23 protein-coding genes are annotated in these 22,928 nt (G+C 71.4%); 19 read left to right on the top strand and 4 right to left on the bottom strand.

The features are described from left to right. A partial coding sequence (locus FJ108_13360; GenBank protein MBM4336878.1) for an NAD-dependent epimerase/dehydratase family protein occupies nt 1-902 on the bottom strand: 902 nt, incomplete at its 3' end. Between the two features lie 21 nt (nt 903-923). On the opposite strand from FJ108_13360, the gene FJ108_13355 reads away from it, so the two are divergent. From FJ108_13355 to FJ108_13275, 17 genes are all read left to right on the top strand, one after another. Beyond that, nucleotides 924-1,976, top strand: a complete 1,053-nt coding sequence (locus FJ108_13355) for a histone deacetylase (protein ID MBM4336877.1) — start codon at nt 924-926, stop codon at nt 1,974-1,976. Between the two features lie 260 nt (nt 1,977-2,236). After that, a complete protein-coding gene (gene mraZ / locus FJ108_13350; GenBank protein MBM4336876.1) occupies nt 2,237-2,671 on the top strand; it encodes a division/cell wall cluster transcriptional repressor MraZ in 435 nt (144 codons plus the stop codon). 20 nt (nt 2,672-2,691) lie between these two features. Beyond that, nucleotides 2,692-3,588 carry a 16S rRNA (cytosine(1402)-N(4))-methyltransferase RsmH gene (rsmH, locus tag FJ108_13345; GenBank protein MBM4336875.1) on the top strand — a complete coding sequence of 299 codons (897 nt, stop codon included), beginning with the start codon at nt 2,692-2,694 and terminating at the stop codon, nt 3,586-3,588. Next, complete coding sequence (locus tag FJ108_13340) at nt 3,582-3,917, top strand: hypothetical protein (GenBank protein ID MBM4336874.1); 336 nt, start codon at nt 3,582-3,584, stop codon at nt 3,915-3,917. The genes rsmH and FJ108_13340 overlap by 7 nt, the downstream gene beginning before the upstream one ends. After that, on the top strand, nt 3,914-5,659 hold the full coding sequence (locus FJ108_13335) for a penicillin-binding protein 2 (GenBank protein MBM4336873.1): 1,746 nt from the start codon (nt 3,914-3,916) through the stop codon (nt 5,657-5,659). Before FJ108_13340 ends, FJ108_13335 begins: the two co-directional genes overlap by 4 nt. Further along, nucleotides 5,656-7,131 (top strand): UDP-N-acetylmuramoyl-L-alanyl-D-glutamate--2,6-diaminopimelate ligase, encoded by a 1,476-nt coding sequence (locus FJ108_13330; protein MBM4336872.1) that lies wholly within the window; start codon nt 5,656-5,658, stop codon nt 7,129-7,131. The genes FJ108_13335 and FJ108_13330 overlap by 4 nt, the downstream gene beginning before the upstream one ends. Next, complete coding sequence (locus tag FJ108_13325) at nt 7,128-8,501, top strand: UDP-N-acetylmuramoyl-tripeptide--D-alanyl-D-alanine ligase (protein ID MBM4336871.1); 1,374 nt, start codon at nt 7,128-7,130, stop codon at nt 8,499-8,501. The genes FJ108_13330 and FJ108_13325 overlap by 4 nt, the downstream gene beginning before the upstream one ends. Further along, on the top strand, nt 8,501-9,580 hold the full coding sequence (locus tag FJ108_13320) for a phospho-N-acetylmuramoyl-pentapeptide-transferase (GenBank protein ID MBM4336870.1): 1,080 nt from the start codon (nt 8,501-8,503) through the stop codon (nt 9,578-9,580). Before FJ108_13325 ends, FJ108_13320 begins: the two co-directional genes overlap by 1 nt. Further along, entirely contained in the window at nt 9,577-10,905 is a 1,329-nt protein-coding gene (gene murD, locus FJ108_13315; protein MBM4336869.1) for a UDP-N-acetylmuramoyl-L-alanine--D-glutamate ligase, read from the top strand. The genes FJ108_13320 and murD overlap by 4 nt, the downstream gene beginning before the upstream one ends. Beyond that, nucleotides 10,899-12,008, top strand: coding sequence for a putative lipid II flippase FtsW (ftsW, locus tag FJ108_13310; GenBank protein ID MBM4336868.1), 1,110 nt, complete (start codon nt 10,899-10,901; stop codon nt 12,006-12,008). The genes murD and ftsW overlap by 7 nt, the downstream gene beginning before the upstream one ends. Further along, the gene (gene murG / locus FJ108_13305) at nt 11,999-13,081 is read left to right on the top strand and encodes an undecaprenyldiphospho-muramoylpentapeptide beta-N-acetylglucosaminyltransferase (protein ID MBM4336867.1); all 1,083 of its coding nucleotides are present in this window, start codon (nt 11,999-12,001) and stop codon (nt 13,079-13,081) included. Before ftsW ends, murG begins: the two co-directional genes overlap by 10 nt. Further along, complete coding sequence (locus tag FJ108_13300; GenBank protein ID MBM4336866.1) at nt 13,078-14,460, top strand: UDP-N-acetylmuramate--L-alanine ligase; 1,383 nt, start codon at nt 13,078-13,080, stop codon at nt 14,458-14,460. The genes murG and FJ108_13300 overlap by 4 nt, the downstream gene beginning before the upstream one ends. After that, nucleotides 14,375-15,367 (top strand): UDP-N-acetylmuramate dehydrogenase, encoded by a 993-nt coding sequence (murB, locus tag FJ108_13295; GenBank protein ID MBM4336865.1) that lies wholly within the window; start codon nt 14,375-14,377, stop codon nt 15,365-15,367. Before FJ108_13300 ends, murB begins: the two co-directional genes overlap by 86 nt. Further along, nucleotides 15,364-16,113, top strand: coding sequence for an FtsQ-type POTRA domain-containing protein (locus tag FJ108_13290; GenBank protein ID MBM4336864.1), 750 nt, complete (start codon nt 15,364-15,366; stop codon nt 16,111-16,113). Before murB ends, FJ108_13290 begins: the two co-directional genes overlap by 4 nt. Beyond that, entirely contained in the window at nt 16,097-17,326 is a 1,230-nt protein-coding gene (ftsA, locus tag FJ108_13285; GenBank protein MBM4336863.1) for a cell division protein FtsA, read from the top strand. The genes FJ108_13290 and ftsA overlap by 17 nt, the downstream gene beginning before the upstream one ends. 118 nt (nt 17,327-17,444) lie before the next feature. Beyond that, on the top strand, nt 17,445-18,620 hold the full coding sequence (gene ftsZ, locus FJ108_13280; GenBank protein MBM4336862.1) for a cell division protein FtsZ: 1,176 nt from the start codon (nt 17,445-17,447) through the stop codon (nt 18,618-18,620). Between the two features lie 9 nt (nt 18,621-18,629). Then, a complete protein-coding gene (locus FJ108_13275; GenBank protein ID MBM4336861.1) occupies nt 18,630-19,694 on the top strand; it encodes a hypothetical protein in 1,065 nt (354 codons plus the stop codon). 156 nt (nt 19,695-19,850) lie between these two features. Here the strand turns inward: FJ108_13275 and FJ108_13270 are convergent, their stop codons facing one another. From FJ108_13270 to FJ108_13260, 3 genes are read right to left on the bottom strand one after another with little or no spacing between them, the layout of a single operon-like run. Further along, entirely contained in the window at nt 19,851-20,270 is a 420-nt protein-coding gene (locus FJ108_13270; protein MBM4336860.1) for a nucleoside-diphosphate kinase, read from the bottom strand. A gap of 23 nt (nt 20,271-20,293) precedes the next feature. Then, nucleotides 20,294-20,887, bottom strand: coding sequence for a nucleotidyltransferase family protein (locus tag FJ108_13265; protein MBM4336859.1), 594 nt, complete (start codon nt 20,885-20,887; stop codon nt 20,294-20,296). Next, nucleotides 20,884-21,519 carry a TetR family transcriptional regulator gene (locus FJ108_13260; protein ID MBM4336858.1) on the bottom strand — a complete coding sequence of 212 codons (636 nt, stop codon included), beginning with the start codon at nt 21,517-21,519 and terminating at the stop codon, nt 20,884-20,886. Before FJ108_13260 ends, FJ108_13265 begins: the two co-directional genes overlap by 4 nt. Nucleotides 21,520-21,558: 39 nt before the next feature. Between FJ108_13260 and FJ108_13255 the strand changes: the two genes are divergently transcribed. Beyond that, complete coding sequence (locus FJ108_13255) at nt 21,559-22,131, top strand: hypothetical protein (GenBank protein ID MBM4336857.1); 573 nt, start codon at nt 21,559-21,561, stop codon at nt 22,129-22,131. Between the two features lie 194 nt (nt 22,132-22,325). Continuing rightward, nucleotides 22,326-22,775 carry a GNAT family N-acetyltransferase gene (locus FJ108_13250; GenBank protein ID MBM4336856.1) on the top strand — a complete coding sequence of 150 codons (450 nt, stop codon included), beginning with the start codon at nt 22,326-22,328 and terminating at the stop codon, nt 22,773-22,775. The last annotated feature ends 153 nt before the right edge of the window (nt 22,776-22,928 follow it).

The following is a 22,928-nucleotide window of genomic DNA, read 5'->3' as shown; positions in this document are numbered from 1 at the left end:
AAGAAGGCGCCCGGCGGATCGCCGCTGCGCGCGATCGATTCGAGGTACGCGACCCGTTGCAGCAGCGGGTGCGGGAGCGGAAGGCTGCGCTTTCCCGCCAGTCGCAGCAGCGTCGAGAGCGGCAGCACCCCGTCCGCGGCGAGGTTGTAGACCCCGGGCGCATCGCGTTCGAGTGCGAGCTCGACGGCGTCGAGCCAGTCGGACTCGTGCAGGAACTGAAGGAGCGGATCGTAGCCGAGCAGCGTCACGACGCGCGCCGCCTCGAAGCGCCGCGTGACGGCGGACTCGTAGCTCGGGCCGACGATCCAGCAGGGCCGGAGCGACGACACGACCAGCGCGCGGTGGCGCTGCGCGAAGATGCGCAGCAGCCCCTCGACCTCCACCCGGTCGCGAAGCGAGTGCGCGCCGTGCGGCGGGCGCAGCGCGTGGTCCTCGGAGAGGAAGTTGGGGTTGTCCGGGTGGGGCCCGTAGACCTGCGCGCTGCTCGTGACGACGAGCTTTCGCACGCCTGCGGCCGCGGCCGCGTTCATCACGTGCAGCGAGCCGACGACTTCGAGCTCGTGGGAGTACTCGAGATCGGGATGCGGGTCGGTGAAGAAGGCGGCGTGCAGGACCGTCTCGCAGCGCTCCTTCTCCAGGATCTCGGCGACGATGCTGTCCGCGGTCGGCTCGGTCAGATCGACCCGGTGGAAGCGCACGCGTCCCTCGAGTCGCCTGGGCTGGCGCAGATCGAGCCCCACGATCCGTGCCGGCGGATCCTGCTCGAGCAACCGCTCTGCGATCTTCGCACCCGTGAACGTGCCGAGACCCGTGATCGCGATCGTCGGCCGCGGCTCGACGCTGCGGGGCGCTCGTCTGGCGCTCACGACGCCCTGTATCGGCCATGGCCGTACGGGTGTCAATCATCGCTATCATCGCCAGCGATGCGCGATCACAGAACGCTCGTCGTCCGTGACCCCCGCTTCCGAGACCACGCGCCCGCGCGCGCGCATCCCGAACGCCCTGAACGGCTCGAGGCGGTCGACCGCGCGCTCGACGCCGCGGGCGAACGGATCCGCAAGCTCGATCCGCGTGCGGCGAGCGACGAGGAGCTGCTCGCGGTGCACGATCGCAGCTATCTCGACGCGCTGTCGGCGTGCGTCGGCCAGACCCGCCGGCTCGACCCCGACACGTACTGCTCGCCGCGATCGGTCGAGACCGCGCGGCTCGCCGCCGGCTCGCTGGTCGAGGCCGCGCTTCGCGTCGCTCGCGGCGAGGCGACCCGAGCCTTCGCGGGCTTGCGCCCGCCTGGCCACCACGCCGAGCGCGACGCCGCGATGGGCTTCTGCCTGCTCGGCAACGTCGCGATCGCGGCGCGCGCTCTGCTGGCTCGGACCGGTATCGAACGCATCGCGATCGTCGACTGGGACGTGCACCACGGCAACGGCACGCAGCACGCGTTCGAGTCCGAACGCGACGTGCTCTTCGCGTCGCTGCACCAGTTCCCCTTCTACCCGGGAACCGGCGCGCTCGACGAGCAGGGTCGGGACGCCGGACTCGGCGCGACCCTGAACCTGCCGCTTCCGCAGGGCTGCGGGGACGCCGAGTACGGCGCGCTCTTCGACCACCTGATCGTCCCGGTCCTGCGCAGCTTCGAGCCCGAAATCATCCTGGTCTCAGCCGGCTTCGACGCGCACGAACGCGATCCGCTCGGCGGGATGAACGTGACGACGCGCGGATTCGGACTCATGGCGCAGCGACTCTGCGCGATCGCCGACGAAGCCTGCGAGGGACGGATCGTCCTGGCGCTCGAGGGCGGCTACGACCTCGACGCGCTCGAGGCCTCGGTCGGCGAGACCGTGCGCGTTCTCGCCGATCCGTCGCTCCGCGGCGAGGGATTCCCGCCGCCGGACGAGCCCGCGTGGGAGCTGGTGGGCAATCTTCGCGAGGCGCACGCGCGGTTCTGGCCGGAGCTGACTCGCCGCGTCCAAGCGTGACTTCCGACGCCCCCAAGATATTGAGCGTCTGACTCGAGTCACCTCAACATGCAGGGCGTCGAGCCATGCCGGGACGGTCGTCGCAAAGCGGGGCGAATTCTTTCGGTTTTTTCGCAAGAAAGTGTTGACGGGCGGGATTTAGTGGATGTAGAGTGGGTTTCAGTGGGATAGGGTTTCAAGGACCCAGGTGCTGTTCAGGGGGGGAGTGCCGGGTCCTTGAAACCCCCTTCCCACCGGTGCGTGCGGGGGCCGGTGGAAGAATGTTCTGGGGGTGCCACGAGCACGTTCTCGACGAGAAGGGGCGCACCAGCCTGCCGAAGGAATTTCGGGACCTGTTGACGCGCTCGAGCGAGCCGCCCTGGCTCACGCTTCGCTCGCGCTGTCTGGCGATCTACCCGGCCGAGAAGTTCGACAAGATTCGCCAGCGCCTCTCCGACGACGTGCTGAACGACGCGGCCGAATCGCTCGAGCGCCTGATCATCGGCCATGCAACACCGTGCAGTGTCGATCGCGCCGGACGGATCCTGATCCCGCCGACGCTGCGCCGTCTGGCCCGGATCGAGCGCGAGATCGTCTTCATGGGGCTCACCGACCGGGTCGAGATCTGGGACCGCGCCCGCTACGAAGCCGAGATCGAGAACACCCAGGAGCACGAGGCCGAGAACTCGCGCTTCCTGCGCGGCGCCACGCGGTGACGCCGTCCCACGCCCCGGTGATGGTCGACGAGGTCCTCGAGCTGCTCTCCCTGCGCGAGGACTCGCGGATCGTCGATGCGACGACCGGACACGGAGGACACGCCGAGCAGATCCTGGAGCGGCTCGGCTCGAACGGATTGCTGGTCGGTCTCGACCGCGACCCGGAGATGCTCGAGGTCGCCGAGAAGCGCCTGCAGCGCTTCGGCTCGCGCGCCAGGCTCTTCCACGCGCGCTTCTCGTTCCTGCGCGAGGTGGCCGCCGCGGCGGGCGCCCTTCCCGTCGACGGCGTGCTTCTGGACCTCGGCGTCTGCTCCGCGCACCTCGACCGGATCGAGCGCGGCATGAGCTTTCGCGCCGGAGACGCGCCGGTGCCGCTCGACATGCGAATGGACCGATCGAGCGGAGAGACCGCCGCCGATCTGCTCGAGCGGATCGGCACCGAGGAGCTCGCGCAGCTGCTCCGCGACGGCGGCGTTCCGGCCGCCGGTCGCGTCGCGCGCGCGCTCGACGCCCGACGACCGATCCGCACCGTGCAGGATCTCGTGGCGGCGCTATCGGGCGTGCGGCTCCCGGAGCGCCGGCACCATCCGGCGACGCTCGTGTTCCAGGCGCTGCGCATGGCCGTGAACGACGAGCTCGCCGAGCTCGACGCGGGCCTCGAGAGCGCGCTCGAAGTGCTCGCACAGGGAGGGCGGCTGGCCGTGCTCTCGTATCACTCCGGAGAGGACCGCAGGGTCAAGCAGTTCATGGCTCGCGAGGCGAAGGGCTGCATCTGCCCGCCGGATCTTCCCGTCTGCGGCTGCGGCCAGGTGCCGCGGCTGCGGATCGTGGCGCGCGGAACCAAGCCCTCCCCGGGCGAGATCCGGCGCAATCCCCGAGCGCGCAGCGCGCGACTTCGCGGAGGCGTGCGATGCTGAACACGCGGCTGCAGGGCCACCGCCCGTGGTTCGGAGCGCTGCTCGCCCTCGTGCTGGGCGCGATCGCGGCGTCCGGGGTGCTCGTGTACGTGCGCACGTACGTGATCTCGCTGCGCTACGAGCTCGGCCGCCGCGTCTCGCACGAGCACGAGCTCTCGCTCGTCGTCGAGCGGCTGCGCATCGAGGTGGCGGCGCTGGCCGCGCCCGAGCGCATCGAGCCGCGCGCGCTCGAGCTCGGCTTGATCTACCCGGCTCCCGAGCAGGTCGTCTCCCTTGCCGATCCCCACCTTGCCGCGCTCTCCGACGTCGCGGGGGGCGAACCCCGTTGAGCGCCGCACGGCGGACGCGCCGGCGGCGGAGCGCGGGCCTGCAGCCCGGCCGTCTGCAGGTCGTCGCGTTCGTCGGGCTGCTCGGCTTCGCAGCGCTGCTCGGGCGGGCGATCCAGCTGCAGACGCTCGACGCCGAGGTCCTCGCGACGCGCGCCGCACGTCAGGGCGCGACCAAGGTCGAGCTCTCCGCGCTGCGCGGTGAGCTTCGCGATCGCGACGGGCGGCCGCTCGCCGTCTCGGCCAGCGTGGAGTCCGTCGCGGCTTCGCCGCGTCTGATCGCGGATCGGCCCGCCGCCGCGCTCGCGCTCGCGAAGGCGCTGCGGCTGCCGGCCAAGGAGATCGAAGCCCGCCTCGCGGAGTCCGCGAGCTTCGTCTGGCTGCAGCGCTGGGTCACGCCCGATGCCGCCGATCGCGTTCGCGCGCTCGGGCTCGCGGGAGTCCACCTTCACGGCGAACGGCGCCGCTTCTACACCAACGGGTCGCTTGCGGGCCCGCTGCTCGGCTTCGCCGATCGCGACGGGCGCGGGCTCTCGGGCGTCGAGCTGCTCTTCGATCGCGAGCTTCGCGGCACGGGCGCAAAGCTGCGCATGAACCGGGACGGTGGCGGTCGCCCGCTCCCGCAGGACGTGCAAGCACCCGAAACCCGTGCGGGCCAGCCGGTCACGCTCGCGCTGGACCTCGAGCTGCAGCACTTCGCCGAGAAGGCTCTCGCCGAGTCGCTGCGCAGGACCGGCGCGCGCCACGCGACGCTGGTCGCGCTCGACCCGCGGACCGGCGAGATCCTGGTGGCGGCCGAGTCGCCGAGCTTCGATCCGAACCGCTTCTGGCTCGAGGACTCCTCCGCGTATCGCGCGCGCGCCTTCGTCGACACGTTCGAGCCGGGAAGCACGTTCAAGCCGTTCTCGATCGCCGCGGCCCTGGAGGCCGGGGTGACCCACCCGGGCGAGATCTTCGACTGTGAAGGCGGGCGCTTCCGGATCGGACGGCGCACGATCCGCGACTACCACCCGCACGATCTGCTCAGCGTCAGCGACATCCTGAAGGTCTCGAGCAACATCGGCACGGCCAAGATCATCGCCAGGCTCGGGGCGCGCCGGCTGGTGGATGCCGTGCGCCGGTTCGGCTTCGGACGAGTGACTGGCAGCGGCTTTCCGGGCGAGGTCGCGGGCAGCGTGCGGGAGATCCGCGAGCGGCAGGCGATCGAGCGCGCGAACCTGTCGTTCGGCCAGGGCGTCACGGTGACACCGGTGCAGCTCGTCGCCGCCATGGCGGTCTTCGCGAACGGCGGCGTGCGGGTCACGCCTCGCATCACGCGCGCCTCCGCCGACACGCCCGCCGTGGCCGGCGAGCGCGCGATCTCGGAGCGCACCGCGCGCACCGTGCTCGAGATGATGCGGCAGGTCGTCGTCGACGGTACGGGCAAGGGGGCCGCGCTCCCGCACGTTTCGGTCGCCGGCAAGACAGGGACCGCGCAGAAGGTGAAGGACGGCGTCTACTCCCAGACCGACTACGTGGCCTCCTTCGTCGGAATCGTGCCGGTCGTGAATCCGCGTCTGGTGATCGGCGTCTTCATCGACGAGCCGCGCGGGTTCCGCACCGGCGGAATGGTCGCGGCGCCGGTGTTTCGCGAGGTCGCGGGCTACGCGGTCGATCGGCTCGGCATCGGCTACCCGACGCCTCGCCCCGCGCCAGCGCAGAGGATCGAGACGCGCGGGAAGAATCCCGGAGGCGGAGCGGGATGACGCGGACCTTGGAGGATCTCGTCGCCGGACTCGACGCCAGAATCGACGGCCCGGTGCGCGCGGAGATCCGCGACGTGAGCTACGACTCGCGCAAGGTGGGTCCGGGCGCGCTCTTCGTCGCGCTGCGCGGCGCGCAGAGTGACGGCCACCGCCATCTCGAGGCGGCGATCGAGGCCGGGGCGAGCGCGCTGCTCGTCGAGCATCCTCCCGCGGCGCGCCCGGAGCACGTGGCGGTGGCGCGCGTGCGCGACACACGCACGGCGCTCGCCGACGTCGCTTCGCGCTTCTTCGCGCACCCTGCGCGTGACCTCACGCTGGTCGGCGTCACCGGGACGAACGGAAAGACCAGCACCGTGCGCATGCTCGAGTCGATCCTGCTCGCGTCGGGCCGTTCCGCCGGGAGCATCGGCACCATCTCGATCCGCTATCCGGGCTTCGAGGAGAAGTCGGCACTCACGACGCCCGAGTCACTGGACCTGCAGCGCTGGCTCGCGCGGATGCGCGACTCGGGCGTCGCGGCGGTCGCGCTCGAGGTCTCTTCGCACAGCCTGGCGCTCGGACGCGTGCGCGGGCTGCGCTTCGCCGTCGCCGTCTTCACGCATCTCACGCAGGACCACCTCGACTTCCACCAGGACATGGAGAGCTACGGCCGCGCGAAATCGCTGCTCTTCGGGACCGAGCATCTCGCGGGAACGGCGGTCCTGAACGCGGCCGATCCCTGGACGACTCGCTTCGCGGAGATCGCGATCGCGGCCGGTCACCCCGTCTCTCGCTTCGCGCGCGGCCGCGATTCGGGCGCGGACTTCTGCACCGTCGAGGAGCGCGTCACGCTTGCGCACTCTCGGCTTCGCGTGCGCGGACCGGACGCCGAGGTCGAGATCGAGCTGCCGCTCCCGGGGGACTTCCAGATCGACAACGCGCTGGCCGCGATCGCCGCGAGCCGCGCGCTCGGCATCGACTGGGACGCGATCCGACGCGGCCTCGAGCGCTGTCCGGCGGTTCCCGGCCGGCTCGAGCGCGTGGGCTCCGGCCGGCCGATCGTGCTGGTCGACTACGCGCACACACCCGACGCGCTGGACGCGGTGCTGGGGCGCGTGCGGCCGCTGGTCGCGGGCCGGCTGATCGCCGTCTTCGGCTGCGGCGGAGATCGCGATCGCGGCAAGCGCGCGCCGATGGCCCGCGCGGCCTGCGCCCACGCCGACCACGTGATCGCGACCAGCGACAACCCGCGCAGCGAGGATCCCGACGCGATCCTGCGCGACGTGGCGGTCGGCCTCGAGGGCTCGCACGAGGTGCTGCGCGATCGGCGCCAGGCGATCGCGCGCGCGATCGCGATCGCAGGCGCGGAGGACTGCGTCGTGATCGCCGGCAAGGGCCACGAGGACTACCAGATCATCGGGCGCGAGCGCTTCCCGTTCGACGACCGCGAGGAGGCGCGGCGAGCCCTCGCAGACCGGGGAGTGGCCGCATGAGCTGGACGCTCGGCGAGCTCGCGCGCTCCTGCGGCGGGCGGATCTCCGGATCGCCCGAGACGCGGATCGAGAGCGTCTCGACGGACTCGCGCACACTCGGGCGCGGCGCGCTCTTCGTCGCGATCCGCGGCGAGACGCACGACGGGCACGACCATCTGCAGGACGCGCTGGCCCGGGGCGCAGCGGCGCTTCTGGTCTCGTGCGACGTTTCGGCCGGCCCTGCGATCCGCGTCGACGACACGGTCGAGGCGCTGGGTCGCCTGGCGCGCGCGCAGCGCGCGAGCTTCTCGGGCCCGGTGATCGCGATCACCGGCTCCAACGGAAAGACCACGACCAAGGAGCTCTGCGCGGGAGTGCTCGAGGCGGCGGGCCGGCGCGTTCGCAGGACGCCGGGCAATCTCAACAATCACATCGGCCTGCCGCTCTCGGTGCTCGCGCTCGAGCCCGCGGACGAGGTTCTGGTGGTCGAGATGGGCATGAACCACGAGGGCGAGATCGATCACCTGGCGCGCATCGCGGAACCCACGGTCGGCGCGATCACGAACGTCGCTTCCGCGCACCTCGGCCCGCTCGGGTCGCTGGCGGCGATCGCGCGCGCGAAGGGCGAGCTCTTCGCGCGCATCCGGCCCGACGGTGTGGCGGTCGTGAACTCCGACGATCCGAACTGCGTCGCGCAGAGCGCGCGCTTCAGTGGCCGCAAGCTCCGCTTCGGCACGAGCGCGAACGCAGAGGTACGCGCTCGCTCCGTGACCTCGGAAGCGGGCGCCGCGCACTACACGCTCGAGTGTGGATCCGGCAGCGTCGGGATCCGCATGCGCGTTCCCGGGCGCCACCTGGTCGAGGACGGCCTGTGCGCGGCCGCGGCGGCGCTCGCGAGCGGCGCGCTCGGAGCGGAACCCGTCGCCGCGATCCGAAGCGGGCTCGAGGGATTCCGCGGCGTACCCGGTCGGGCCGCGCTGCGAGAGAGCCCCGAGGGCCTGCGCCTGCTCGACGACACCTACAACGCGAACCCGCACTCGGTCGCGCGCGCGCTCGAGACGCTGGCTCAGCTGCGCGGCTCGGGGCGCGCGATCGCCGTGCTCGGCGACATGCTCGAGCTCGGCGACGAGGCCGCGCGGCTCCACGCCGAGGTCGGCAGCGCCGCCGCCGCCGCGGGCATCGCCGTCCTGATCGCGGTCGGACCGCTCTCGCGCGCCACTGCTCGCGAGGCGCGCGCCTCGGGTCTTTCGACCTGTCTCGAGTGCGACGACGCCGAGACGGCGGTCGAGCTGGTGCGCAAGCATGCGCGCCCCGGCGACGTCGTGCTCGTGAAGGCGTCCCGCGGCATGCGCCTGGAGCGTGTCGTGACGCGACTGCTGGAGCCCCGCTGATGCTGTACCACCTGTTCTACGAGCTGCTCTCCGCGGAGATCTCCGGCCTGAACGTCTTCCGGTACCTGACCTTCCGCAGCGTCGGCGCTGCGCTCACCGCCCTCTTGATCGCCTTCATCGCCGGTCCGACGCTGATCCGGCTGCTCGAGAACCGCCAGATCGGCCAGACGATCCGCGAGGACACGCCCGACCGACATCAGACGAAGCGCGGCACGCCGACGATGGGAGGCGTGCTGATCCTGTTCGCGGTTCTCACCAGCACGTTGCTCTGGGCGGAGTGGACCAACCCCTTCGTCTGGGTCGTGCTCTTCGTGACGCTGGGCTGCGGCGCGATCGGCTTCGTCGACGACTACAAGAAGGCCGTGCTGAAGAATCCCAAGGGCATCAGCGCGCGCGCGAAGCTGGTCGGCCAGCTCTCGGTCGCGACCTGCGCGGCCGTCTGGCTGTACTGGCTCCCGGGATTCGACGCCTCGATCTCGCTCCCGCTGTTGAAGAACTTCCACCCGATGATCGGCTGGCTCTACGTCCCGATCGCCGTCGTCTTCATCGTCGGCTTCTCGAACGCCGTGAACCTGACCGACGGCCTCGACGGCCTCGCGATCGGCCCGACGATGATCAGCGCCGGCGTGATCGGGCTGTTCAGCTACGTGGTCGGGAACAGCGTGATCGCGAGCTATCTCGAGCTGAAGCACGTGCCCGCCGCCGGAACGCGCCCGGTCTTCTGCTCGTCGCTGATGGGAGCCGGGCTCGGCTTCCTCTGGTACAACACGTACCCGGCGTCGGTCTTCATGGGCGACACCGGCGCGCTCGCACTCGGTGGCGCGCTCTCGACGGTGGCGATCATCATCCGGCAGGAAGTCGTGCTCGTGATCGCGGGCGGACTCTTCCTGGTCGAGATGTTCTCCGTGATGATCCAGGTGGCGTCGTTCAAGACGCGCGGCAAGCGCGTGTTCCGGATGGCGCCGATCCACCACCACTACGAGCTGAGAGGTTGGCCCGAGCCGCAGATCATCGTCCGCTTCTGGATCATCTCGGTGATCCTGGGGCTGGTCGCGATCTCGCTCTTGAAGCTGCGATGAGCTGGACGGGGAAGAACGTGCTCGTGCTCGGTGTCGCGCGCTCGGGGCGGAGCGCGGTCGAGCTCCTGCTGCGCGCCGGCGCCCGCGTCTGCGCGTACGATCGCGCTCCCGAGACGCTCGAAGGGCTGCCGCCGCAGGTGAAGCGCCTCTGCGCGCCGTCGCTGCCCGACTTCGCGGAGTTCGACGCCGTGGTCGCGAGCCCCGGGATTCCGGTCGCCGCAAGCGCGAAGCTCGTGCCCGAGGTCGACCTCGCGGCGGAGTTCCTCGACACGCTCCTCGTCGGCATCACCGGCTCCAACGGCAAGAGCACCACGACCGTGCTGATCGGCGAGATGCTCGAGGCGAGCGGACTCGACACGGGCGTCGGGGGAAATCTCGGCACGCCCCTCTGCGCGCTGGTCGGCCGCGGTCACGAGCGGATCGTCGCCGAGCTGTCGAGCTTCCAGCTCGAGCACGCGCGCAAGCTGCGGGCGGACGTCGCGGTGCTCCTGAACCTCGCGCCCGATCACCTCGATCGTCACGGCAGCCTGGCGGGCTACGGCGCGGCGAAGGCGCGTCTGGCGGAGCTTCAGCGCCCGGAGGACGCTCTGGTCGTGAACCGGGACGACGCGTGGGCGCGCGGCATCGGCGAGCGCTCCCGCGCGCGCGTCTTCGGCTTCTCCAGCGAGCGGCGGCTCGAGTCCGGAGCGTACATCGACGGCGCGGACCTGGTGCTGGCCCCGCAGGGGCCGGTCGAGCTGCGCGTTCCGATCCACGCGCTCTCCGCGGCCTCGCGCAGGCCGGTCGCGAACGCGCTCGCGGCGGCGCTCGCCGCGCGGCTCGCCGGCGCGACGACCGAGGCGATCTCGCGCACGCTCGCGCGCTTCGCGGGCCTGCCCCACCGCGTCCGGGACGTCTGCGTGCGCGCGGGCGTGCGCTACGTCGACGACTCGAAGGCGACCAACCCCGCGGCCGCGATCGCGAGCCTGCTCGCGCAGACCACCCCGATCGTCTGGCTCGCGGGCGGGCGCAACAAGGGTCTCGCCTTCGACGAGCTCGCCGTAGCCGCGCGCGGCGCGCGCGTGCGACGCGCGGTGGTGTACGGCGAGTCGGCCGCGGAGCTCGAGCGGGCGCTCACGGACGCCTGCCCGGTCGAGCGCGTCGCGAACCTGGCCGCGGCCGTCGCAGTGGCGGCAGCCTGCGCGCGACCCGGCGACGTCGTCCTGCTCGCGCCCGCGTGCGCGAGCTTCGACCAGTTCAAGAGCTTCGAGGAGCGCGGCCGACGCTTCGCGGAGCTCGCTTGCGCGCTTCCCGAAGGGGTCGCGGCCGGAGGAACGGGATGCTGAGCCGGTTCGGCGCGTCGGAGCTGCTCGTCGCCGCGATCCTGTTGCTCGGCTTCGGACTGGTCATGGTCTACAGCGCCAGCGCGGCGCGCGCCGAGGTCGTCTACGGCACCTCGTTCGCGTATCTCGGCCGACAGGCGCTCGCGCTCTTGATCGGTCTCGGAATCGGCGCCCTCTGCTACGTCACGCCGCTCGGTTGGCTGGAGAAGATCGCCTATCTCGCCTGGGCCGCGGCGCTGCTCGGGCTGCTTGCGACCTTCACGCCGCTCGGCGTCGGAGACAACGGCGCGCGGCGCTGGATCGTGCTCGGCGGCTTCCCGTTCCAGCCGCTCGAGGCGGCGAAGCTCGGCGTGATCCTCGGGGTCTCGCGCTGGCTCGCGGCGAACCAGGACCGGATGCAGGACTACCGTGCGAGCATGCTCGTGCCGGCGCTTCTGGCCGGGCTGCCCGCGTTCGCCCTGCTGCAGCAGCCCGATTACGGCGGCGCGATGCTGGTCGCGATGTTCACCGGCGTGCTGATCTTCGCCGCGGGCGCGCGCCTCGATCATCTGGCCTGCACCGCGGCGGCGCTGGCGCCGCTGGCGATCGGGGCGATGCTGCTGCGCGAGTACCGCGTCGCGCGCCTGATCGCGTTCCTGGATCCGTGGGCCGATCCGCTCGGCGGCGGCTATCAGCTCGTGCAGTCGCAGCTCGCGTTCGGCGCGGGGGGATGGCTCGGCGCTGGCTTCGGCGCCGGACAGCAGAAGCTCTTCTTCCTGCCCGAGGCCCACAACGATTTCATCCTGTCGGTGGTCGGCGAAGAGGTGGGGCTGTTCGGCGTGGTCGCGGTGCTGGTGGGCTTCGCGGTGCTCACGCTCTCGTCGCTCGGCATCGCGCAGCGCGCGAAGACGCCGTTCGCGACGCTGGCGGCGGTCGGCGCGAGCCTGCTGCTCTGGATGCAGGCGCTGCTGAACTCCGGCGTCGCGATGGGCCTGCTGCCCACGAAGGGAAGCACGCTGCCGCTGGTGTCGTACGGCGGAACGTCGCTGATCGCGAGCCTGGCGGCGATCGGCCTGATCCTGAACGCGGCGCGCGCGACCAAGCGAGGGAGACCGGGATGGCGCTAGTCGTCGTGCTGGCCGGCGGCGGAACCGGCGGACACATCTTCCCCGCACTCGCTCTGGCCGAGGCGATCCGCAAGCGCGAGCCCGAGGCGCACGTGCGCTTCGTCGGCACCGCGCGCGGGCTCGAGACCCGCTACGTGCCGACGGCGGGCTACGCGCTCGACCTGGTGCCGAGCGCGGCGGTGACCGGGCGCGGCGCGGTTCGCGGGCTGCTCGGCCTGCTCGTGCTCGCGCGCGGCACGCTGCGCGCGCGCCGCCTGCTTCGCGATCTCGATGCGGATCTGGTGATCGGCGTGGGCGGCTACGCATCGGTCCCCGCCGTCGCCGCCGCGCTCACTCTCGGAATTCCGACGGCGCTGCTCGAGCCGAACGCGCGGCCGGGCCGCTCGAATCGGCTGCTCGGCCGCTACGCGAAGCGCGTCTTCGTCGCGTTCGAGGACGCGATCCCCTACTTCCCCGCCGGCCGCGCCCTGCTCACGGGTCGGCCCGTTCGCGCGATGCCGCGCGCGATCGGCCGCGGCAACGGCGGGAAGCTCCGCATGGTCGTCACCGGCGGAAGTCAGGGCGCGCGCGCGATCAATCGCTCGGTCTGCGCGGCGCTGCCCCGGCTGGCGTCGGTCGCCGGGCTCGAGATCACCCACCAGACCGGCGCCGCCGACCTCGAGGAGTGCCGCGCGGCCTACGCGGCTGCGGGTGTGCATGGGGAGCTCGCGGCGTTCTTCGACGATCTGCCCACCCGCCTGGCGCGCGCGGATCTCGTCGTCGCGCGCGCGGGATCGACCGTCTCCGAGCTCTGCCAGGCCGGTGTCGCCTCCGTGCTCGTCCCCTACCCGTTTGCGGCGGACGACCACCAGCTCGCCAACGCGCGCGAGCTCGAGCGCGCCGGCGCCTGCGTCGTCGTGCCAGACGCGGAGCTCGGCGCGCGCTTCGAAGCCGAGCTGATCGCGCTGCTCGGCGACCGCGAGCGCCGCACGCGAATGGGCGAGTCCGCGCTCCGGCGCGCGAAGCCGCACGCGGCGGAAGAGATCTGGGCGCACTGCCGCTCGCTGCTCGGGCGTTCCGGGGGCGCGCGATGAGGCGTCGGGTCCAGCGCGTCCACTTCGTAGGCATCGGCGGCGTGGGCATGTCGGGAATCGCCGAGATCCTGAACACGCAGGGCTACTCGGTCTCGGGCTCCGACCTGCGCGAGAGCGCCGCGACCCAGCGCATGCGCGGGCTGGGCATCCGCATCGCGATCGGCCACGACGCGGTGCTCGTGCAGGGCGCGGACGTGGTGGTCTACTCGTCGGCCGTTCCGCGTCAGAACCCGGAGCTGCGCGCGGCGGAGGCCGCGGGCGTCCCGGTGATCCCGCGCGCCGAGATGCTCGCCGAGCTGATGCGCATGAAATACGGCGTCGCGATCGGCGGCTCGGCCGGCAAGACCACCACCACCTCGATGACCGCCGAGGTGCTCGCCGCCGGTGGGCTCGATCCGACCACGATCGTCGGCGGTCGCGTGATCAGCCTCGACGCCAACTCACGCCTGGGCGCGGGGGAGGTGCTGGTCGCGGAGGCGGACGAGAGCGACGGCTCGTTCCTGCGCCTGGTGCCGACGGTGGTCGTGATCACGAACATCGATCGCGACCACGTCGACTACTACGGCAGCTTCGAGAACCTGCACGCGGCGTTCGTCGAGTTCGCCAATCGCGTGCCGTTCTACGGCGCGGCCGTGCTCTGCATCGACGACCCGCACGTGCAGACGCTCCTGCCGCAGGTCACGCGCCGCGTCTGGACCTACGGCCTCTCGCCGCAGGCCGACGTCTGCGCCGAGCGCGTGGAGACGGCCGGTCTCGGCATGCGCTTCGAGGCGCGCGCGCGCGGCACGGCGCTCGGCCCGTTCACGCTGCGCGTTCCCGGCCGGCACAACGTGCAGAACGCGCTGGCGGCGCTCACCGTCGGGCTCGAGTTCGACGTCCCCGTGCCGCGCATCGCCGAGGCGCTCGCGGAGTTCCGCGGTGTCGAGCGCCGCTTCGAGATCCGCGGCGAGCGCGACGCAATGATGGTGATCGACGACTACTCGCACCATCCCGCGAAGATCCGCGCCGCGCTCGCCGCGGCGCACGCGGGCCTGGGCCGCCGCGTGGTGGTCGCGTTCCAGCCGCATCGCTACACGCGAACGCGCGACGTCTTCGACGATCTCGCGCGCGCCTTCCACGACGCCGACGTCGTGCTCCTGACCGAGATCTACGCCGCGGGCGAGGAGAAGATCCCCGGCGTCTCGGCCGCGGCCCTGGCCGAGGCGGTGCGCGCCTGCGGCCATCGCTCGGTCGAGTTCGTGGCCGAGCGCGCGCGGATCGTGCCGCGACTGCGCGAGCTCACGCGGCCGGGCGATCTCGTCTTCTTCATGGGCGCCGGCGACATCGGCCGGCTCGCCGGCGAATTCCTGGCGCCAGACGGAGGGGGCCCTGTCGCTTGACCCGAAGATCCGAGCCGAGCTCGAAGCGCTTCTGCCCGGGCGTGTCGCCGCGGACGAGCCGCTCTCGCTCTGGACCTCGCTTCGCGTGGGCGGCCCCGCGGACGCGCTGGTTCGCATCGACACGCGGGAGCAGCTCGTGCGCCTGCTCGAGCTGTGTCGCTCGCGCTCCCTTCCGTGCTCGATCCTCGGCGGCGGCTTCAACCTTCTGGTTCGCGACGGCGGCTTGCGCGGCGTGGTCGTGCGCCTCGCCGGCCTGCGCGGGATCGAGCTCGAGGAAGACGGACGGGTCCGCGCCGAGGCCGGCGCGAGCCACACCCAGGTCACTCGCTTCTGCGCCGAGCACGCGCGCGCGGGTCTCGAGTTCGGCGTCGGCATTCCCGGAAGCGTCGGGGGTTGGATCGCGATGAACGCCGGAATCCGAGGCCGGGAGATGAAGGACGTCGTGGCCTGCATCGAGCTCTACGAGCCCGAAGGCTCCGCGATCGTCGTGCGAGATCGCGACGAGCTGGTGTTCCGCTACCGCGCGACCGAGCTGCCGCCCGGTGCGGTCGTCCTGTCGGCGACGTTCCACACGCAGCCCGGCGATCCCGTCGAGATCCGCGAGCGCCAGAGGACCCTCCTGGCGCAGCGCCGCGCGACGCAGCCGATCGACCAGCCTTCCTGCGGGTCGGTATTCGAGAACCCGCCCGGCGACTTCGCCGGCCGGCTGATCGAGGCCGCGGGGTTGAAGGGCGCGTGCGAAGGCGCGGCGCAGATCTCGGAGCTGCACGCGAACTTCATCGTGAACCGCGGCGGCGCGAGCGCGGCGGAGGTGCTGCGGCTGATCGAGCGGGCCCGAGAGACGGTGGGGGCGCGCTTCGGCGTCCAGCTCGAGACAGAGGTCCGGATCTGCGGAGAGGACTCATGACGCGACGGCGTGACTCGGACTCACTGCCCCGACCGCTCGCGATCGCGCTCGCGCTCGTGGCGGTCGCCTTCGTCGGGCTCTGGGCGAAGCACCATGGCTTCCTCGAGCTCGGCGCGCTGCGCGACGCGCTCCGGGCCGAGCGCTTCGCGCTGCGCCAGATCGACTTCGTGGGCGCCTCGTCGCTCGACCCCGAAGCGCTGTGGCGCTCGGTCGGAATTCCCGCCGGCACGCCGCTCGTCGACGTCGATCCCGACGCCGTGGCGAGCGCGCTGGCCGCGCATCCGCGGATCGCGCGCGTGCGGGTCGCGCGGCTGCTGCCGGGCCGGCTCGTGATCGGGATCTCCGAGCGCGTGCCGGTCGCGCTCGACATGACCTCCGGCCTCGGGCTCGCGGAGGACGGGGCGCGCTTCCCGCTCGAGGCCGGCGAGGCAGACCTGCTGCCGCAGGTCTCGGGCGAGGCGCGCCGCGCGCTGCCCGTGATCGCCGCGGCGCGCGCGCGCGGCGTGGAGCTCGCGACGGTGGATGCACCTCGGTCGCGAGCGGTGCGCGTGCGCGCGGTTGGCCGGCCGACGGTGCTCGTGCTCGGGCGGGATCAGGACGCTGGGCTCGCGGATTGGACGCAGCTCGCGGGCTCCGGCCTGGTCGAGAGCACGGGCGCGCGCGAAGTGGATCTGCGGTTCCGGGGCAATCCGGTGCTGCGGGGCTTTCCGAAAGCGACAGGGGGTGGAAATGGCGAAACACGATGAGCTGATCGTAGGGCTCGACGTCGGCACGACGAAGATCTGTGCCGTGGTCGCGGAGCCGAACGGGGAATCGATCGACGTGATCGGGATCGGGACGCATCCCTCGCGCGGGCTGCGCAAGGGGGTCGTGGTGGACATCGAGGCCACCGTCGACTCGATCCGCAAGGCCGTGGACGAAGCCGAGATGATGGCGGGCTGCGAGATCAGCTCGGTCTACGCTGGCATCGCGGGCGGCCACATCCAGGCGCACAACGAGATGGGCATGGTCGCGATCAAGGATCGCGAGGTGAAGGCCGCGGACCTGAAGCGCGTGATCGAGCAGGCGCAGGCGATCGCGATCCCGGCCGACCGCGAGGTGATCCACGTGCTCCCGCAGGAGTACGAGATCGACGGCGAGGACGGGATCAAGCAGCCGCTCGGCATGTCCGGCGTGCGGCTGATCGCGCGCGTGCACATCGTGACCGCGGCCGTGACGTCCGCGCAGAACGTGATCAAGTGCGCGAACAAGGCCGGTCTGAACGTGATCGACATCGTGCTCGAGCCGCTCGCCTCGGCGGAGGCCGTGCTGGCGCCGGACGAGAAGGAGCTCGGCGTCGCCCTGATCGACCTCGGAGGCGGCACCACGGACCTGGCGGTCTTCGGCGGCGGCGCGATCAAGCAGACCGCGGTCCTGTCGCTGGGCGGCTCGCACCTGACCAACGACGCGGCCGTGGGACTGCGCACGCCCTTCGAGCAGGCGGAGCGGATCAAGCGCCGCTACGGCTGCGCGGCCGCGCGCTACCTGCCGGGACACGAGCTGCTGACCGTGCCCAGCGTCGGCGGCCGGGCGCCGCGCGACGTCTCGCGCAAGATCCTGGCGGAGTTCCTGGAGCCGCGCGTCGAGGAGATCCTCTCGCTCGTGCGCGAGGAGCTGACCCGCTCCGGCCACCTGGGCTCGATCCCCTCGGGAATCGTGGTGACCGGGGGCTCGTCGGCGCTCGAGGGTCTGCCGGAGCTCGCGGAGGAGATCTTCGAGCTGCCGGTGCGGCGCGGTACACCGCGAGGGATCAGCGGGCTGGTCGATCGCGTGCAGGGTCCGGAGTTCGCGACGGCCGTCGGCCTGGCGCTGTACGGCGCCAAGCGGCGCGGCAAGCCGCGCTTCCGCGTCTACGACGGATCTTCGTTCCGAAAGGTCCGATCGCGAATCCGCGAGTGGTTCTACGGAGAGCTTCGCTAGTCGAGTCGCGCGCTCGACCCGCGATTTGCGACGTCGAGCGGAGAAAAAATCAACGTCAGGTACCACCGGATCTCGCGAAAGCGAGTTACAGTGAGACCGCGATCAAGGGGGGTTGGAGATGATCGAGTTCGAGCACGAGGCGGATCTGCGCGCACGCATCAAGGTCGTCGGCATCGGCGGCGGCGGCGGGAACGCGATCAACACGATGATCCGGGCCGGACTGTCGGGCGTGGATTTCGTCGCGATCAACACCGACGCGCAGGCGTTGGCGATGAACCTGGCGGCGACCAAGATCCACCTCGGCGACAGGGGTCTCGGCGCGGGCGCCGACCCGCGCGTGGGTCGCTCGGCGGCGGAGGATTCGCGCGAGCGGCTGGCCGACGCGCTCGGCGGGGCCGACATGGTCTTCGTGACCGCGGGCCTCGGCGGCGGAACCGGAACCGGCGGCGCGCCGATCGTGGCCGAGGTCGCCAAGCAGCTCGGCGCGCTGACCGTCGCCGTGGTCACCAAGCCGTTCGTCGTCGAGGGCTCGGTGCGCAGGAAGCAGGCCGAGCAGGGCATCGACGAGCTCCACGACGTGGTCGACACGCTGATCACGATCCCGAACGAGCGGCTGCTGATGATGGCCGGCGAAGACACCACCATGATGGACGCGTTCCGGATCGCGGACGACGTGCTGCTCAACGCCGTTCAGGGCATCTCCGACCTGATCACCGTCCACGGCATCATCAACCTCGACTTCGCGGACGTGCGCACGATCATGAGCGAGATGGGCATGGCGCTGATGGGCACCGGCCGCGCGCGCGGCGAGAACCGCGCGCTCCGCGCCGCCCAGGAGGCGATCTCCAACCCGCTCCTCGACGACGTCTCGATCAAGGGCGCGCGCGGGGTTCTGGTGAACATCACCGGCGGCCCCGACATGAAGCTGAAGGAGGCCCACCAGGCGGTGAGCCTGATCCACGAGGAAGCGCACGAGGATGCGAACATCATCTTCGGCTCGGTCGTGCAGGAGAACCTCGGCGACGAGATCCGCGTGACCGTGATCGCGACGGGCCTGTCGGACGGCAGCCGCCTGCGCCGCCAGGCCGCGATCGCCGAGAGCTTCGAGAACGTCACCCCGCTGCGCCTGCCGCTGCGCGACCAGGCGACGGCCGAGAGCCTCACGGAGGCGAGCATGCCGATCTCGCGAGGGATCGCGCTCGGCGCCAACGGCACGAACAACGAGTTCCTCTCGCCGTTCGAAGAGGAGTACGACGTGCCGACGTTCATCCGCAAGACGCGCGACACGGACTGAACTCTCGAGTTGACCGAGTCTCGCCGCTCCGCGTTCCGCGCTCGGTCCGGCCCGGTCGCGCTCCTGGTCCTCCTGTGTTCGGGGGCCGCAGCGTGCACCTGGGTCAACGGACCGGGCGACGAGGCGCGGCCCGCGGCCGTGGGCGGCTCGCTCACGCCGCGCGGCACCTTCGACTACCGGCCGCTCGACCCCGCGGCGGTGAAGGTGCAGCCCGAAGGGCTCACGGTGGAGCAGAGCTGGGTGCTCGACCTGTACACCCTCTTCCACGCCCGCGACTACCGGGCCTTCCGGATCGTCCTGCCGGACGAGAGCGGCAAGGAGCGGATCGGCCACCTGCTCGTCCCGCCCGGCCCGGGCCCGCACCCAGCGGTCGTCGCGTTCGAGATCCTCGACGGGCCCCAGGACGTCTCGGAAGGGCTGGCCAAGGCGCTCGTGGATCGCGGCTACGCGGTCGCGCGACTCGATCGGCGCGCGCTCGATCTCGACCACCAGTCGGATCCGGACGTGGTGCGCGCGACGCTTCGCGAGGGCGTGATCGACGCCCGCCGCATGCTCGACTGGCTGGTGACCCATCCCAAGATCGACCCGAACCGGATCGCCGCCGCGGGCTTGAGTCTCGGGTCGATCCAGGCGCTCCTGCTCACGAGCTGCGACCCGCGGATCCGGGGCGGCTTCTTCGCGCTCACGGGCGGGAACCTGCCGGAGATGTTCTGGGCGTCCACCGAGAAGCCGGTGCGCCGCTTCCGAGATCGGCTGATGGCGGAGCGCGGCTGGACCACGCGCGAGCAGTTCACCGCCGGAATCCGGCCCTACACCGAGTCCGTCGATCCGCTGACCTACGCCGCATCGCTCGATCCGAGCACGGTCGAGATGGCGTCCGCTCGCTTCGACTCGGTGATCCCCTCCGAGAACGCGCAACAGCTATGGGAAGCCCTCGGTCGGCCTCGCTGGTACAAGCTGCCCTGCGGCCACTACTCGGTCTTCCCGTTCTTCTGGTGGACGATGTCGCGTGCGGCCGATCACTTCGACCGACTGCTCGCGCCGAAGGCCGAGCCCGCGGCCGTCGGCCTATAGCCGACGCCGCAAGCTTCCGAAGGAGATGGAGATGGACACCGCGCAACCGAATCCCCCGTCGAGCAGCGCCCTGCGCCGAAACCTGTTCCTCGTCACCTCGTACCTGCTCGTCATGGTGCTGATCGCGATCGGGTACAAGTAGGCGGTCGCGCTCTTCTAGCGCTTGACCAGCTCCGTCTCGGCGAAGAAGTAGGCGATCTCGACCTTCGCGGTCTCGGGGGCGTCGGAGCCGTGCACCGCGTTCTTCTCGATGTCGGTCGCGAACTTCTTGCGGATCGTCCCGGGGTCGGCCTTCTCGGGGTTGGTCGCGCCCATCAGCTTGCGGTAGCGCGAGATCGCGTCGTCGCCTTCGAGCACGCTGACCACGACCGGCCCCGAGGTCATGAACTTGACCAGGTCCTTGAAGAACGGGCGCTCGCGGTGGACGGCGTAGAAGCCCTCCGCCCGGGTCTGGTCGAGCTGCATCATCTTCATCGCCACGATTCGGAGGCCCGAGGCCTCGATCATGTCGAGCACGCCGCCGAGCTTACCTGCCCGGACGGCGTCGGGCTTCACGATCGATAGGGTTCTTTCCATGGCGCGGCGCAGTTTAGCCCGACTCACTGGCGCGGCCAGTCCTCGGGTCGGTCGAGGTCGCGGCCGTGCGCGGGGGGCAGGTCGACGGCGCGCACGGCGTCGGGGTGACGCGCGATCACGCTGCGCCCGCCCTCGCGGCCGCGAAGCTCCAGAAGCTCGGCGAAGTAGCCGCGCGCGAAGACGACCGGCGAGCCGGCCGCTTCGCCGTATTGCGCGCGCACGATCGAAGACGGATTCGCGCGGAACTCGGCCAAGAGCCGCTCGAAATCCTCTGGCGCCAGGAACGGCTGGTCCGCGAGCGCGAAGAGCAGGCCCGCGCTGTCCGCGCGCACGGCGCGAACCCCGGCGCGCACCGACGCCGCGCGCCCCTCGTCCGCGCTCTCGGCCTCGAGCGGGATCGCGCCCAGGCGCGCGGCGAGGGCGCGTCCGTCGACGTCACCGGGCGCGAGCACGACGGAGATTCGCGCGACGCTCGTGCGCGACAACGCGCGCACGACGCGCTCGAGCAGGGGCACGCCTTCGAGCGCGAGCAGGTGTTTGGCCGCGCCCATTCGCGAGCCGCGGCCCGCCGCGAGCACGCACGCCTCGATCACGGGCGCGCGGTCCGCAGCGCTCATCGCGACGCCGCGGAGCGCGCGGCTGTGATCGCGAGCTCGACCCCGCGGGCGAATTCGGTGGCGAAGTCGCAGGAAGCCAACGCGGCGGCCAGCCGACGAAGCTCGGGAAACGACGCGGGGTCGAGCGACTCCGGCACGGTGAACGAGGCCTCCGCATCGCCTGTGAGCGCCGCCGTCTCGGTCAGAAGCGCCCCCGTGAGATAGGCGAGGAACGACCAGAAGTGTGCGAGCACCTGCGCGTCGCCGAGCCCCGCGCTTCGGAACGCAGCGAGCATGGCCTCGATCGGCGCAAACCCGACCGCGATCTTCGGCACGCGCGTCGCCAGCAGCGGAAAGACGTGCGGGTGCGCGAGCGCCACGCGCCGGAACTCGTTCGCAACGTGCCGGAGCCGCGCGTCCCAAGGGGCGGCGGGATCGGGCGGTGCGAGCTCCGCAAGCACGCGCGCAATCACTCCGTCGACCAGCGCCGACTTGTCCGGAACGTGCTTGTACAGCGACATGGCTTCCACGCGAAGCAACGCGCCGAGGCGGCGCATCGAGAGCGACTCGACGCCGTCCCGGTCGATCAGCCGCAGTGCGGCCGCCACCACGCGCTCGGTGGTGAGCGGTCTTCGCGTCGGACCGGGAGCCATGCTTGACAGCTTACGCCGTAGTCGCCAGACTCTCAATCCATGGATTACAGTGTAAGCTCGAATTCGGCGCGGCTGAGACTCGACGACCTGCCCTTCGCGCCGCTCGGCGGCCAACCCGGATTCGCGCCAGGCGCGCTCGAGCCGTTCGTAGCGGCGCCGCGCGTGGCGCTGCTCGCGTACGTGCGTACCGACGGGCGTCCCGGCCAGGCGCCGATCTGGTACACGCATCGGTTCGGAGCGTTCCACATGGTGACGGTGACCGGCTCGCCGAAGCACCGCGCACTCGTACGCGATCCGCGCGTCTGCCTGACGATCCAGGACGAGCGTCCGCCCTACCGCGCCTTGATCGCCGACGGCGAGGTCGAGCTCGCGAAGCTCGGGGCGGGAGCCGAAGACCCGACCGCAGGGATGGCCGTGCGCTACTTCGGTCGCCTGGGCGCGGGCGAGTACGAGCGCATGACGGAAAGCGAGTACGCGCGCTGCGGTCTCACGCTCATCACGCTGCGCCCGACCGGGCTGCGCGGCTTCGACAACACCCGCGCGCTCGGTCGCGCTGCGCTGATCTTCATGCGACTTCGCGATCGTCTGCCCGTGCCCAGAACGTGGCTGTGACGAACGCGCCGACGATCCTGGCGGCCGACGCCGCCCACGCGCGGCGCTTCGCGGGGTTGATTCCGGATCTCGTTCGCGCGACCGGGGCGCCGAGCTACGACTACCAGTTCGGCACGCGAGCCGGCTTCTTCGCCGACTTCGTCACAGCAGCCTGGCTGGCGCCCGGCACGCTCTTCAGCCACGGTGTCGCGCGCGTGGCGATCCGGGACGGCGAACTCGCCGGGCTCGAGCTCGGATTCCATGGCCCGGACTTCTACCGACTTCGCGACGCACTCACGCAGGTGTCCGCGCAGCTCGTCTTGGGCGGGCGCGCGACGATTCCCGAGCTTCGAGCACTCGCGGCTCGCGCGGAGCAGGCGAGCTACCTGAACGCGCACATCCCAGACGGCGCATACTACGTGCACGCGCTCTCGGTTCCGGAGCCGCTGCGCGTTCACGGCTTCGGGGCGCGCTTGCTCGAGCACGCGATCCTGCGGGCCCGCGAGATGGGGCACCGGGCGCTTCAGCTCGACGTGCTCGCCGACAATCCTGCGGTCCGCTTCTACGAATCGATGGGGCTGCGCGTGCTCTGCGAGACGCGCTCGCCCGAGCTCTCGCTCGAGCACGGCTTTCCCTCGGAGCTGCGCATGGAGATCCGCGTCTAGGAGCCTGACCCAAGACTCTCTCGCGCGCTAGCATGGCGAGGATGGGTGAGAGAGGCGATTTCAAGGGGTACGAGCAACACCAGGGTTTGTTGCTTCCGGTATATATCAGCGACGCTCTGGATCGTTCGGACGTGACCTTCTTCATCGACGAAG

Source organism: Deltaproteobacteria bacterium (genome assembly GCA_016875225.1).
Taxonomy (GTDB): Bacteria; Myxococcota_A; UBA9160; order SZUA-336; family SZUA-336; genus VGRW01.
The sequence above is the reverse complement of the archived record's forward strand: the minus strand, read 5'-3'. Positions and strand labels throughout refer to the sequence as shown.